The organism is Granulibacter bethesdensis (assembly GCF_001889545.1).
In the GTDB taxonomy this organism is placed as follows: Bacteria; Pseudomonadota; Alphaproteobacteria; order Acetobacterales; family Acetobacteraceae; genus Granulibacter; species Granulibacter bethesdensis_B.
Genome location: NZ_CP018194.1, coordinates 2,201,939 through 2,214,985, shown reverse-complemented (window position 1 = coordinate 2,214,985; position 13,047 = coordinate 2,201,939). Strand labels below are relative to the sequence as shown.

Sequence of the window (13,047 nt, the reverse complement as noted above, 5' to 3'; positions counted from 1 at the left end):
TACGTATGCGCTGGCGGACTGGAAGCCTTCCCGTGAGGCGGTGGAGTGGTCAAGCCGGATGGCTGCTCGGCAGGGTTATCCGCCTGGCATTGCAGACTGCCATCGGGGCCGCTGTGCTGGTTTCAGTCGGCTTTGTGGCGCTGGGGTTGCGCCTGTCGCATGGTCCGCTTGATCTGACCGATATTCTGGGGCGCAGTCTACAGGGATTGGCCCGGACCGGCACCGATCTGCCCGGCGGGGCGGAGGCGGTCAGCAAAGCCGGGGGGCAAGGACTGGTTGTGCGTCTGCCGGGAAGGCTTGCGCCTTTCCGCATCGATATTCCGTATCTGGTGATGACATGGGATGGCTGGAAACACGGTCCCGATGCCATACTGGACGTGCAATTGCGTGGTGTGACCATTCGGGATGTGCGCCAGCCGGAGACTGCGCCTGATCTGGCCAGGATCGGGCTGCTCCGGGTTGGGGCGGTATCCGGGCTGCTGCTGTCCCGGCATCCGCGTGTGCAGACGGTGCTGATCGAGGACACCGCCATTGCGCTGCCACCATCCCGCTTGGGGACGGTCTCGGCCCCGTCACCTGACGATTTCGACCTTCAGCGTCATCTGGAGACTTTCAGAATTTGGGAGCGCCGTAGCTGGGCGCTTCTGCCCGATCATGCCGCGGTTCACCGGTTGATGGTATCCGGCCGCACGGAGGTTTCGGCATCGCCGTGGCGTCTGGAGGAGATAGAAGCCTCGCTCCATCGTGGACTTGCCCTATCGGTCGAGAGAAAGAAGGTGGATGATTCTTCGCCACCGCTGGATGGATCGGTTCGGGCCAGACTGGTGGCGGGAGGCGCTTCGACGCCCTTGCTGCTGAAGGTCGGTGATGCGACGCTGGCGCAAAACGGGCCGGATCGAAACGGGCTGGGGATCGTGTTCGAGGCCGGGATGATGCCGGTCTCGGCGCTGGCTGATTTGTCTTCACAGATAAAAATGCTGGCCGCGGCGGAGGTCCCGGTTGGTCTGCGTGCAACCGCCCTGATTGGTTCCGATCTTGCTTTCAAAAGGGCGAGCCTTGATGTGCAGAGCCAGCCCGGCACCGTAACGATAGACAATCAGACGGTGAAGATACGGGTTTTTGCCGCTCGTCTTGATGCTGACATGATCACCGGGCGCACTCTTCTGTCTTCCCTGACGCTGGGGCTGGAAGGGGATGCAGGGGCCGCACCGGTTTTCAAAGGGAGCGGCAGTCTGGAGCCGGTCTCGGAAGGGCGCCGCCATGCGCAGTTCCATCTGGATGTCGGGGTTCTGCCGCTGGACGGGCTGCCATCCCTGTGGCCTGCGCGTTTTGCGCATGGTGCGCATGAATGGATCACGCAGAACATGAAGGTGGGCCGGATCGAATCCGGCACGCTCACCTTGATGGCTTCGGTCAGTGAGGATTTCAGCCATCCGGCGCTGGACGGGATCGATGGTCTTCTGACGATACGGAACGCTTCCATTCACTGGCTGCGTCCGGTACCGCCCATTCAGGGGATGAACGGCACGGTACGGGTGACAGAGCCGCACCGGCTGACCATCGAGGCCGGAGGCGGTCGCGTGCCGGCATACGGCATCGCAGTCAGACATGCAGTGATGGAGATTGCCGGGCTGACAGAGAAAGACCAGCAATCCGCTATTCAGGGTGAACTTTCAGGTACCGTGCCGGGACTGGAGAAGCTTCTCTCGCATCCGAGACTGCACCTGCTCAGTGAGCATCCGATGGATCTGGGACAGCCGGAGGGGCAGTTCTCCGGCATTCTCAACGTGGCGCTGCCACTGAGAAAAAAAGTTGCAATGGAAGATGTCGCCATAGCCTCTGAAGGGCACATCAGTGCTTTGGTTCTGCATGACGTATTGGCCGGGCAAGATCTGGAAAACGGCGACTTCACCTATGACGTTTCGGAGAACGGTCTGTCATTGGCCGGGCATTGCGTGGTGGCGGATATTCCTGCCCGGATCAGGGCCGGCATGGATTTCCGTCATGGACCGCCGCAACAGGTGCTGGAGAAGGCGACCGTCCAGGCGCATGCGGCCGTGGCCGATCTGGAGCGCCTGGGGATCAGGAGCGGCAAGGTCAATCTGTCGGGTGCCACCGATCTCGATGTTGCCTACAACCGTTATCGCAGCGGGAAGGCAACGGTCGATCTGGCGGCCGATCTGACTGATCTGTCTGCCATGATCGATCGGCTGGGCTGGCAGAAAAGCGCAGGTCAGCCAGGGAGTGCCAGTGCCTCTATCACTCTTCAGGGCGATCATCTGTCCGTCGTGCAGAATCTTCAGGTGTCTGCTCCGAATTTGTCTCTGTCAGGCAGTGCCGCTGGTGCGGAGGGGGGCGGGACATTGCTTCAGTTCGATACGGTGCAGGTGGGTGACAGTCATCTTTCCGGCTCCATCCTGTTTCCGGGCAGGACGGGGGCACCCATTCAGGGCCGTCTTACGGGTGGGGTGATTGATCTCAGTCATCCGCTGAAACGTCAGGGATTGCGCCAGCCCTCCTATCGACGCCGAGATCAGGCGCAGGCTGAAACACCAGGTCAGCCGTTTCAGATCAGCGGAAAGCTCGACCGGCTGATCGCCGTGGATCAGGGCGCAGTGCTCGGCATCAGCATTGCCATTGTCAATGACGGCACGCTCTATCGCAATGTCACAGTGACGGGGCGAGATACGGCAGGTGGCCTGTTTTCCTTCGTCATCGTTCCGGATGGCAGTGGAAGAGTGCTGGATGCACAGGCGACCGATGCAGGAGCCCTGCTGAGTACGCTCGATCTGACGGATGAGATTATCAATGGCCGCCTGACCCTGCATGGCCGCTTTGACGATACCAGCCCGGATCACCGGCTCAGCGGCACCGCAAAACTGCATCAGTTCAGCGTGCGGGGCGCACCCGCGGCGGCAAAGGTATTGCAGGCGATGACGCTGTACGGGCTGGTCGATGCGCTGAGTGGTCCTGGTTTGCCGGTGAATGATCTGATTGCGCCGTTCAGCCTGACCGATGACGAGCTGACTTTTAACGATGCCCGTGCCTACACCATTTCGCTCGGGGGTACGATGAAAGGTCGTATTGACCTGTCCGGCCAGACGCTGGCGCTGGAGGGTACGATCGTGCCGGCTTATATGTTCAATACGCTGCCGGGCCATTTGCCGCTGGTAGGAAAATTGTTCAGTCCTGAAAAAGGCGGCGGCGTGTTTGCGGCAACCTATGCCCTGAGCGGCAGCTTGCAGGATCCACAGGTCAGCCTGAACCCGCTTGCTACTCTGACCCCAGGTTTTTTGCGCGGGATTTTCGACTATTTCAGACGACCGCAATGATGGATGGCTGAAATCGCCTTTGATGAGGCCGCCTGATCACGGAGTATTTCTGTTGCGCCGACCGATTGCCTATCTTGCCGGGCCTGATGTCTTCATGCCCGATGCGCCGGAGCGCGCGGCCCGCAAGATCGCCATTTGTGAGCATTACGGGTTGCATGCCCGCGCGCCGGTGGCCGAGAGTGGCACAATCAAGCTGCCACCATGGGAACGGATTTTTCAGGCCAATCTGGTGATGATGGAGGCCTGCGACATCGTGATCGCCAATCTGACCCCGTTTCGGGGCGCTTCGGCGGATGCAGGAACGCTGGTGGAACTGGGCTGGTTCGGTGGCAAAGGACGGCCTGTTTACGGTTACAGCAACGATGTCGCGTCCTTCGCATCCCGCAGCTACGCCCATATCACCCGCTGGCCCGATCCTGTAGCGGGTATGGAGGTAGAGGATTTCGGTCTGCCAGATAATCTGATGATACCGGGTCTGCTGGAAGAACAGGGTATCGCCCTGGTACTGCCGGAGGATGGGCAGAGTCGGGATTTCGCCTGTCTTGATATTTTCGAACGCTGTGTGGCGCTGGTCGCAGCGCGATATGGCATGGCTCCTGTCTGAGCAGCTCAGCGTATTTTTTGGTCGGCTTTTGCGGGAGGGGGGATTATGAAGCGTCCCCTTGAGGTGCGGTTGTTCTGTATAACCGTACTGTAAAACGGGGATCACCACCGATGAGCGACATTCTGGCGGCCACCGCCAGTTCCACACGGACCAATCAGGATTTTCTGGCCAGGGAAGCCGTCTATGGCGCGCGCAATTATAAGCCGCTGCCAGTGGTGCTGACCCGTGGGGAAGGCGTCTGGGTCTGGGATGTGGAGGGTAAGCGTTATCTGGACTGTCTCTCTGCCTATTCCGCCGTCAATCAGGGTCATTGCCACCCGAAAATTCTTGAGGCGATGACGGCTCAGGCTTCGGTTCTGACTCTGACGTCCCGTGCTTTCGGCAATGATCAGCTGGCTCCGTTTTATGAGGAGCTGTGCACGCTGACCCGCTCCCACCGGGTGCTGCCGATGAATTCCGGGGCCGAGGCGGTGGAAAGCGCTATCAAGGTAGCCCGCAAATGGGGCTATCAGATCAAGGGTGTGCCGGATGGTCAGGCGGAGATCATCGTCTGTGCCGAGAATTTCCATGGCCGCACCACGTCTATTGTCAGCTTCAGCACCGATGAGACGGCCCGACGCGAATTTGGACCGTTCACACCGGGTTTCCGGGTTGTGCCTTATGGCGATATCACCGCATTGGAAGCGGCGATCGGCCCGAATACGGTGGCCTTCATGGCCGAGCCAATTCAGGGTGAGGCCGGGGTGATCATTCCGCCGGACGGCTATCTGCGGGCTGCCCGCGCCCTTTGCACCCGCCATCGCGTGTTGATGATTCTGGACGAAATTCAGACCGGCCTCGGTCGCACCGGCAAGTTGCTGGCTGAGGAGCATGAAGGGGTCGAGGCGGATGTGACCCTGCTGGGCAAGGCATTGTCGGGCGGTTTTTATCCGGTTTCGGCTGTGCTTTCGACCGATGAGGTGCTGGGGGTTCTGCATCCTGGCGAGCATGGCAGCACGTTCGGTGGCAATCCGCTGGCTTGCGCGGTGGCCCGTGCGGCGCTGCGGGTGCTGACCGAGGAAGGCATGATCGAGAATGCCGCTGTGATCGGCGCGCATCTGCTGAGCGGTCTGCGCTCCATCGGTGGTGCGATCATCAGGGAGGTGCGCGGGCGTGGCCTGATGCTGGCGGTGGAGTTGCACCCCGATGCCGGGGGCGCGCGCCGCATCTGCGAGCAGTTGCAGACACGCGGCGTGCTCTGCAAGGAAACGCATGACCATACGATCCGTATCGCGCCGCCGCTGGTGCTGACACGGGATCAGGCGGACTGGGCGCTGGATCATTTCCACGCCGTGCTGGCGCGGTGATTGCCCGGCTCCGGTCAGGCAGAGGAGCCTGACCGGAGCCGGTGCTTCAGACCGGCTTCAGCAGGCGATGCTGTTTGCGCCCGGCTGAAAGCTTGATCGCCCCGTCCTGCAAATCCGATGGGGAGAGTTTCAGCATTTCATCCGTGACAGCCTCGTTATTGACGCGCGCGCCACCGCCACGGATCAGGCGACGAGCCTCGCCATTGGACTGAGCCAGGCCCGCGACCGTCAGGGCACGCAGGATCGGCAGCCCTTCCGCCAGCTCGGTGGCACTGATCTCGACGCCGGGCAGTGTGTCGGCGGCCTCGCCCTGCTCAAAGGCGCGGCGGGCAGTCTCCGCTGCGCCTTCTGCCGCCGCACGGCCATGCAGGATCGCCGTTGCTTCGGTGGCGAGGATTTTCTTGGCCTCGTTGATCTCCGCGCCTTGCAGGGCAGCGAGACGGTCGATCTCGTCCAGCGGCAGTTCGGTGAACAGGCGCAGGAAGCGGCCGACATCCGCATCCTCGGTATTGCGCCAGAACTGCCAGTAATCATACGGGCTGAGCTTTTCCGCCGTCAGCCAGACCGCGCCTTTCGCAGTCTTGCCCATTTTCGCACCTGATGCGGTGGTGACTAGGGGCGCGGTGAAGCCGAAAACCTGCTTGCCATCCGTGCGGCGGACCAGATCAACGCCGGAGATGATGTTGCTCCATTGATCGGAGCCACCGAATTGCAGCGTCACGCCGAGGCGACGGTTCAGTTCCCGGAAATCATAGCTTTGCAGGATGGAGTAGTTGAACTCCAGAAAGGTCAGTCCCTGTTCGCGCTCCAGCCGGGTGCGGACGCTGTCGAAGGACAGCATGCGGTTGATGCTGAAATGAACACCGACCTCCCGCAGGATCTCGATATAGCCGAGCGTGTCCAGCCAGTCGGCATTGTTCACCAGCGTGGCATCGGTGGGGCCGGTGCCGAAAGTCAGGAATGGCTCGATATTGGCGCGGATACCATCCATATTGGCGGTAATCTGCGCATCGGTCAGAAGCTGACGGGCTTCCTCGCGGAAGGAAGGATCGCCGATCCGCGTGGTGCCGCCGCCCAGCAGAACGACGGGCCGGTGTCCGTGCCGCTGCAACAGGCGCAGCAGCATGATCTGCATCATATGCCCGACATGCAGGCTGTCGGCGGTGCAGTCGAAGCCCGTATAGGCGCTGACCGTGCCGCTGCTGAGGGCGTTGTCCAGAGCCTCCTGATCGGTGCACTGGAACAGGAAACCGCGGGCCTCGGCCTCGCGAAGAAATGCGCTGCGTGACATGATGCGCGGGTTAGCACGGGAAAAGGCGCGGGTGAATGGCCGCTGATGCAACGCAGCCGCAGAATATGTCTCCTCCTCTCTGCGCCATCGGGCTGATGAGCGGGACGTCTCTCGACGGCGTCGATGCGGCGGTGATCGAGACAGACGGGGTGAGCATCACCGGCTATGGTCCCGCAGTGACCTTTCCTTATGATCCGGGATTACGGGCTGATCTGCGGCGTTTGCTGGATATTGCGCCGGGTCTCGTGAAGGGGGCGTATGACCCTTTTTTGCATGATGTCGAGCGCCGCCTGACGGAACGCCATGCCGATGCCGTGAAGGCACTGGGCGTCAGCGCGGATCTGATCGGGTTTCACGGCCAAACTGTTCTGCATCGTCCGCAGGAGGGGTGGACCTGGCAGATTGGCGATGCCGCCTTGCTGGCCCGGCTGACCGGGATTGATGTGGTCTATGATTTCCGCTCAGCCGATATGCAGGCAGGGGGGCAGGGTGCGCCGTTAGTGCCGCTGTTTCATCGTGCGCTGGCGCAGGATCTGCCGGAGGCGGCATGGCATGGTGCCGATTATATCGCGGTGCTGAATATCGGTGGTGTCAGCAATGTCACGTTGATCGGGCGGGATGGCACGTTGTTGGCTTCCGATGCAGGGCCGGGCAATGGCCCGCTGGATGACTGGGCCACCCTTCATACCGGGCAGGAATGCGATTGTGATGGAGCATTGGCGCGGTCGGGGCGTGTGGATCAGGCCGTGCTGGCCCGGCTGCTGACGGCTCCGTTTTTCCGCCAGTCTCCGCCGAAATCACTGGATCGGCTGGATTTTTCGCACAGTCTGACGGAAAGCGGTGTGCATGACCTTTCCGCCGGAGATGGCGCGGCAACGCTCACGGCCTTTATCGCGGCATCCATTGCGGCCCTGATCTGGCCGGGGCGGGAACCGGGCGGCTGGATCATTGTGGGGGGCGGGCGTCGCAATCCGGCGATCATGGAGGCCCTGCGGGAGCGGCTCGCTGCGCCTGTCTATGCGGGGGAGGCGTTCGGATGGGATGGGGATGCGCTGGAAGCGCAGTGCTTCGGCTATCTGGCGGTACGAAGCGTCCGGGGATTGCCATTGAGTGAACCGGCGACAACCGGTGTGAAAACGCCAATCAGCGGAGGCAGGCTGGTCAGTCTCTCCCCCGCCCAGACCAAGCTGAGCCAGCCCAGTCTGAGCCAGCCCAGTTTGACCGGGAAGCAGAATTTTTAATCAGTCAGCCGCCAGCGCCATGGGGCGTGCGCCGATGGAGCGACCGACATACTCCTCGACCGCTTCGGAGACTTTTTCGGCATGGGAGGCGAAAACGTGATCCGCACCTTTGAACACGCGGTAATCGACGTCTACATTTTTCTGGGTGTTCAGCTTGTCCACCAGCTTGCGCACGGCGGGTTCCGGCACCAGCTCGTCCGCATCGCCATGCAGCATCAGACCGCCGCAGGGGCAGGGGGCAAGGAAGCCGAAATCATAATGATTGGCAGGCGGGGCAACACTGACCCATCCGGAGATTTCCGGGCGGCGCATCAGCAACTGCATGCCAATGAAGGCACCGAAGGAGTAGCCGGCGATCCACAGCCTGCCGTGGTTCGGGTTGACAGACTGCATCCAGTCCAGCGCCCCGGCGGCATCACCAATTTCACCAATCCCGCCATCATACCGGCCCTGGCTGCGACCGACACCGCGGAAGTTGAAGCGCATCACGGAAAAGCCCAGTCGCTGAAACGACTGGTACATGCTATAGGTGATTCGGTTATTCATTGTCCCCCCGTGCAACGGATGGGGATGAAGTATCAGGGCGAGCGGCGCGCCCGCTTCCTTGCAATGGTGGTAACGACCTTCGAGCCGACCATCGGGGCCGGCGAACATTACCTCAGGCATGAGCAGTTTAATTCCGTTCTCTGATCGACTGCGTGCAACGGGCACGCGCCGAGGCCATCATTATCCGGTTGCTCCGGACATATGTTTGCTGGATATTAAGGCCAGCCGTCACATGACGGTGCCGTCACGTATCGGGGTCTGACCTAATATTTTTAGGATGCGATCGGGATATCTGGTTCTGTAGCGGTGCGAATGTCTGAACCGGAAGCGGACGTGAAGGACCAGGATGTCCCGCGAACCCGGCAACGGCGAGCGTTTCTGCGGCCACTGTACCGTCCCTTTTTCCTTTTGCTATTCTATTATCCTGCTGCAAGCAGCAGCCCTGTTTGACCATCATATTGTACCAGCAGTCACTTTTGCTAACAAAAAGCACATGAATAAGCCATTAAATTGTGGCCTGCCTGTCCTGCTATGGCTGCCTGATGACTGATTTTCCGTTCCGGCAGACCGCAAAGGGAGTCGAGAGTCGTGGTACCGCTGTCAGTTTATCTGGATGCGAATGCTTCTGAGCCGGTACGCCCGGAGGCAGTAACGGCATGGCAGGATGCGGTCCGGGAGCCGGGCAATCCATCTTCGCTGCATCGTGCAGGGCGGCGGGCGAGAGACCGGCAGGAAACGGCTCGTGAAACTCTGGCGATGCTCTATGGAGCCGGGCCTGATGAGGTGATTTTCACCTCCGGCGGTACGGAGGCGGACAGTCTTGCCGTGCATGTGCTGGGGGTCGGCCGTCGTTTGCTCCTCGGTGCGACGGAGCATCCTGCTTTGCTGTCCTGTCGCCCTGATGCGGAAATGATTGGTATTGATCACGAAGGTGTGACTGATCTGCATGATCTGGAAGCGCGGCTGGCGCAGGGCGGCCAGGCTCTGGTGTGCCTCATGCTCGCCAATAACGAGACGGGTGTCATCCAGCCGGTGGCGCAGGCTGCCGTGCTCTGCCGCCAGTATGGCGCATTTCTGCATGTTGATGCTGCGCAGGCGGCTGGTCGGATGGAGGTGTCGATGAGGACGCTGGATGCGGACAGCATGGCTTTGTCTGCGCATAAGCTGGGAGGCGTTCCGGGGGTTGGCGCACTGCTGCTGCGTGATGCGGCGCATCGGGATGTCAGGCCGCTGATGAAAGGGGGTGGTCAGGAGAGAGGCTGGCGCGGCGGCACTCCGGCCTTGCCGGCGATCAGCGCTTTTGCTGCGGCTGCCCGTGCGGCCATGCAGACTCTGTCTCCGGATGAGCAAAGAGGAGCGTCCGCCCGACTGATTGAATTGAGAGACAGGCTGGAACAGGCGGCCACCCTGGCAGGGGCGGTGGTGGCAGGTGGAGGCGCGAGGCTGGGACGTTTGCCCAACACCTCATGTCTGATCCTGCCCGGTGTGGCGGCACATCGTCAGGTCATGGCGCTTGATCTGGCCGGTATCCAGGTTTCAGCCGGCTCTGCGTGCAGTTCCGGCAAGGTATCACGCAGTCATGTGCTGGCGGCGATGGGGTTCGGGCAGCAGGCGGGGGAGGCAATCCGGGTCTCGTTGCCATGGAACGTGACAGAGGTGGAGGTGCAGGCATTTATGGATGCCTATGCCACCATGGCTGCCCGGTTGAGGGCAGAGCCGTCTTCTTCGCCCTTTCCTTTCTCTGTGTCTCATCCCATATCGGCCCGGTGATGAGTTTGCCGGACACGCCCCTTTATCTTGATTATCAGGCGACGACGCCCTGCGATCCACGTGTTGTGCAGGCGATGGTGCCCTTATGGACGGAGATGTCAGCCAATCCGCACAGCACCGCTCATGAATCCGGTCAGAAGGTCGCTGGCCTGGTAGAGCAGGCCCGGGACAGCGTGGCGGCGCTGATCGGCGCGGAGGCGAGGGAGATCGTGTTCACCTCCGGTGCGACCGAGGCCAATAATCTGGCAATCAAGGGTGCGGCCCGCTTTGCCCTGCATCATGCGCCATCTGCGCCTCGCCGCATCATCACCGTGGCCACCGAGCATAAATGCGTTCTGGAATCCGTTCATGATCTGGCGCGGGAAGGGTTCGAGCCGGTGATCCTGCCGGTCGGGGCTGACGGGCTGCTTGACCCGCAGGTATTGCGGGAGGCGCTGACGCTGCCTGCGTTGCTGGTCAGCGTGATGACGGTCAATAATGAGACGGGTGTGATTCAGGATATCGCCACCCTGTCCCGTCTGGCGCATGAGCGGGGGGCCCTGTTTCATACGGATGCGGCGCAGGCCGCCGGGAAAATCCCGTTTTCGGTCGGCAGTGGCGAGGCGCGGATCGATCTGATGTCGTTGAGCGCCCATAAAATGTATGGCCCGAAAGGGATCGGAGCGCTGTATGTGCGCCGCCGCCCGCGCATACGGTTGGAGCCGCTTTTCTCCGGCGGCGGGCAGGAGCGCGGCTTGCGCTCCGGCACCCTGCCCGCGCCGTTGATCGTGGGGTTCGGCGCGGCCTGCGCCATTGCCCGTCAGGAAGGGGAGGCCGAAGCCGTGCGTATCGCCGGGCTGCGGGATCGTCTGCTGTCCCTTCTGCGGCAGGCTGTGCCGGGGGTGAGCGTCAATGGTTCCCTCGAACAGCGGGTGGCGGGCAATCTGAACGTGGCTTTTCCCCCTGATATTGCGAGAGACAGGACAGCGCAGCAGGTTATGGCCGCGCTGCCATGGCTGGCGATGTCCACCGGTTCCGCCTGTACATCCGCGGAGGTTGAGCCATCCTATGTGCTTCGTGCAATGGGGGTGAGCGGGGCGCAGGCGGCACGAAGCTTGCGCCTTGGCATCGGACGCTATACCTCCGCCGCGGATGTGGATCGCGCGGTTGCCGCGCTGGCACAGGTGTGGCGGGATGGTCTCTCCATTTCTCTGTGTCAGGACGCCACTTGAGACCCAGCCGCCCGGCCTGTGCCGGGTGCGACAAGAATGCGGAAACGAGACGCAATGCCCAAGATGACTTTCGTCGAACAGGATGGCACGCACCGGGAAGTTGATGCCCCCGCTGGTTTGTCCGTGCTGGAGATCGCCCATAAGCATGGCGTGGATATTGAAGGCGCATGCGAAGGATCGCTGGCCTGTTCGACCTGCCATGTGATCGTTGATCCGGAATGGTTCGACCGTCTGGAACAGCCGACCGAGGATGAGGAAGACATGCTTGATCTGGCATTCGGCCTGCAGAAAACCTCCCGCCTCGGCTGCCAGCTGGTGATGACCGAGGCTCTGGACGGGCTGGTCGTGCGCCTGCCATCCGGCAGCCGTAACGCCGGAGGCTGATCACCGATGCGTGTCCTGGTCGCGATGTCCGGCGGGGTTGACAGCTCCGTCGTCGCCGGATTGCTTCAGGAGGCCGGGCACGAGGTGATCGGCGTGACGCTGCAACTCTATGATCACGGAGCGGCGGCGAAGCGGAAAGGAGCCTGCTGCGCCGGGCAGGATATTTACGATGCCAGGCGGGTCGCTGACCGGCTTGGCTTCCCGCATTACGTGATTGATGCGGAAGAACGCTTTCGCAATGCGGTGATGGCTGATTTTGCTGATGCCTATGCCGCAGGGGAAACCCCTGTTCCGTGCATCCGCTGCAACCAGACGGTCAAATTCGCCGATCTGACCACCCTGATGCGTGATCTGGGGGCGGAGCGTCTGGCGACCGGCCATTATGTGCGGCGTATTGACGGACCGGACGGAGCGGAACTGCATCGCGCGGTCGATCTTTCCCGCGATCAGAGCTGGTTTCTGTTCGCCACCACGCGGGATCAGCTGGATGTCAGCCTGTTCCCGCTGGGGGGAATGGAAAGCAAGGATGACGTGCGCGCCCATGCCGAGCGGTTGGGGCTGGCGGTGGCACGTAAGCCGGACAGTCAGGATATCTGCTTCGTTCCGGCTGGCACCTATGCCGATGTCGTGGCCCGTTTCCGCCCTGATGCGCTGGAGCCGGGAGAGATTGTGGACCGGGATGGCCATGTGCTGGGACAGCATGAAGGTGTGGGGCGCTATACGATCGGTCAGGCGAAGCGCCTCGGCAATGCGGCGATGATCGGTGGAGTGCGCCATGTGGTGGTATCACTGGATGCGGGCAGCCGCCGCGTGGTGGTGGGGCCTGCCGGCACAGCCCAGCGCCGCATCGTGCTTTCTGAAGTCAACTGGTTGATGACCCCGCCTGTTGCCCCCATCTCCTGCATGGTCAAGCTGAGGGCGCGGGAAACGCCGCATCCGGCGACAGTCCGGGTGATCGAGAGCGGTGTTGAGGTAATACTGGAAACCGAAGCTTTGCCCGCGCCGGGACAGGCCTGTGTATTCTATGATGGGGACCGGGTTCTGGGGGGTGGATTTATTCGTAAATCTGTCTCTCAGGTGATTGACGTACCAGCCGGTACGGCGGTATCAGCGGCCCCCAACCTGGCGGTGTAGCTCAGCGGTAGAGCAGGGGAATCATAATCCCTTGGTCGGCGGTTCAAATCCGTCCACCGCTACCAGGTTTCATGCATGGTCTTGCCGTGTTTCTGCGGTGGATGGCCCAATCCAGCATGTTATTGTCTGCATTGCTGCGCTTTTAGCGTCCTGCATGACTGTCTGTTTCCTAATGTGCGTCTGACAAG

At 61.6% G+C, this 13,047-nt stretch carries 11 protein-coding genes and 1 tRNA gene; 10 read left to right on the top strand and 2 right to left on the bottom strand.

The features are described 5' to 3' along the window. Window positions 1-32 precede the first annotated feature (32 nt). The 3 genes from GbCGDNIH8_RS10145 (at window position 33) to rocD (ending at window position 5,282) form a co-directional block, all read left to right on the top strand. On the top strand, window positions 33-3,332 hold the full coding sequence (locus tag GbCGDNIH8_RS10145; protein WP_172822948.1) for a YhdP family protein: 3,300 nt from the start codon (window positions 33-35) through the stop codon (window positions 3,330-3,332). A gap of 52 nt (window positions 3,333-3,384) precedes the next feature. Next, entirely contained in the window at window positions 3,385-3,936 is a 552-nt protein-coding gene (locus GbCGDNIH8_RS10140; protein WP_253736018.1) for a nucleoside 2-deoxyribosyltransferase, read from the top strand. 110 nt (window positions 3,937-4,046) lie between these two features. Beyond that, on the top strand, window positions 4,047-5,282 hold the full coding sequence (gene rocD / locus GbCGDNIH8_RS10135) for an ornithine--oxo-acid transaminase (protein WP_072573092.1): 1,236 nt from the start codon (window positions 4,047-4,049) through the stop codon (window positions 5,280-5,282). Between the two features lie 46 nt (window positions 5,283-5,328). Here rocD and tyrS read toward each other — a convergent pair whose 3' ends face one another. Next, window positions 5,329-6,573: a tyrosine--tRNA ligase gene (gene tyrS / locus GbCGDNIH8_RS10130; protein ID WP_072573091.1), complete on the bottom strand. Its 1,245-nt coding sequence runs from the start codon at window positions 6,571-6,573 to the stop codon at window positions 5,329-5,331. Window positions 6,574-6,608: 35 nt separating this feature from the next. Here tyrS and GbCGDNIH8_RS10125 point away from each other — a divergent pair, with 35 nt between their 5' ends. After that, the gene (locus GbCGDNIH8_RS10125; RefSeq protein ID WP_072573090.1) at window positions 6,609-7,814 is read left to right on the top strand and encodes an anhydro-N-acetylmuramic acid kinase; all 1,206 of its coding nucleotides are present in this window, start codon (window positions 6,609-6,611) and stop codon (window positions 7,812-7,814) included. Here GbCGDNIH8_RS10125 and GbCGDNIH8_RS10120 read toward each other — a convergent pair whose 3' ends face one another. After that, window positions 7,815-8,480 carry an alpha/beta hydrolase gene (locus tag GbCGDNIH8_RS10120; RefSeq protein WP_072573089.1) on the bottom strand — a complete coding sequence of 222 codons (666 nt, stop codon included), beginning with the start codon at window positions 8,478-8,480 and terminating at the stop codon, window positions 7,815-7,817. 226 nt (window positions 8,481-8,706) lie between these two features. Between GbCGDNIH8_RS10120 and GbCGDNIH8_RS12970 the strand changes: the two genes are divergently transcribed. The 6 genes from GbCGDNIH8_RS12970 to GbCGDNIH8_RS10095 all read left to right on the top strand — a co-directional run bounded on the left by GbCGDNIH8_RS12970 (window position 8,707) and on the right by GbCGDNIH8_RS10095 (window position 12,924). Further along, on the top strand, window positions 8,707-8,910 hold the full coding sequence (locus GbCGDNIH8_RS12970; protein ID WP_157692626.1) for a hypothetical protein: 204 nt from the start codon (window positions 8,707-8,709) through the stop codon (window positions 8,908-8,910). 38 nt (window positions 8,911-8,948) lie between these two features. Then, the gene (locus GbCGDNIH8_RS10115) at window positions 8,949-10,130 is read left to right on the top strand and encodes a cysteine desulfurase family protein (RefSeq protein ID WP_072573088.1); all 1,182 of its coding nucleotides are present in this window, start codon (window positions 8,949-8,951) and stop codon (window positions 10,128-10,130) included. Beyond that, window positions 10,130-11,341: a cysteine desulfurase family protein gene (locus GbCGDNIH8_RS10110; protein WP_072573087.1), complete on the top strand. Its 1,212-nt coding sequence runs from the start codon at window positions 10,130-10,132 to the stop codon at window positions 11,339-11,341. Before GbCGDNIH8_RS10115 ends, GbCGDNIH8_RS10110 begins: the two co-directional genes overlap by 1 nt. Window positions 11,342-11,395: 54 nt before the next feature. Continuing rightward, window positions 11,396-11,725 (top strand): ferredoxin family 2Fe-2S iron-sulfur cluster binding protein, encoded by a 330-nt coding sequence (locus GbCGDNIH8_RS10105; RefSeq protein ID WP_025318566.1) that lies wholly within the window; start codon window positions 11,396-11,398, stop codon window positions 11,723-11,725. Between the two features lie 6 nt (window positions 11,726-11,731). Then, the gene (gene mnmA, locus GbCGDNIH8_RS10100) at window positions 11,732-12,859 is read left to right on the top strand and encodes a tRNA 2-thiouridine(34) synthase MnmA (protein ID WP_072573086.1); all 1,128 of its coding nucleotides are present in this window, start codon (window positions 11,732-11,734) and stop codon (window positions 12,857-12,859) included. After that, window positions 12,850-12,924 (top strand) — tRNA-Met (locus tag GbCGDNIH8_RS10095). Before mnmA ends, GbCGDNIH8_RS10095 begins: the two co-directional genes overlap by 10 nt. The last annotated feature ends 123 nt before the right edge of the window (window positions 12,925-13,047 follow it).

Coding starts and splice junctions, on each gene's coding strand:
- rocD (WP_072573092.1), top strand. CDS start 4,047: ATGAGCGACATTCTGGCGGCCACCGCCAGTTCCACACGGACCAATCAG.
- GbCGDNIH8_RS10105 (WP_025318566.1), top strand. CDS start 11,396: ATGCCCAAGATGACTTTCGTCGAACAGGATGGCACGCACCGGGAAGTT.
- GbCGDNIH8_RS10120 (WP_072573089.1), bottom strand. CDS start 8,480: ATGCCTGAGGTAATGTTCGCCGGCCCCGATGGTCGGCTCGAAGGTCGT.
- mnmA (WP_072573086.1), top strand. CDS start 11,732: ATGCGTGTCCTGGTCGCGATGTCCGGCGGGGTTGACAGCTCCGTCGTC.
- GbCGDNIH8_RS10110 (WP_072573087.1), top strand. CDS start 10,130: ATGAGTTTGCCGGACACGCCCCTTTATCTTGATTATCAGGCGACGACG.
- tyrS (WP_072573091.1), bottom strand. CDS start 6,573: ATGTCACGCAGCGCATTTCTTCGCGAGGCCGAGGCCCGCGGTTTCCTG.
- GbCGDNIH8_RS12970 (WP_157692626.1), top strand. CDS start 8,707: ATGTCCCGCGAACCCGGCAACGGCGAGCGTTTCTGCGGCCACTGTACC.
- GbCGDNIH8_RS10125 (WP_072573090.1), top strand. CDS start 6,609: ATGGCCGCTGATGCAACGCAGCCGCAGAATATGTCTCCTCCTCTCTGC.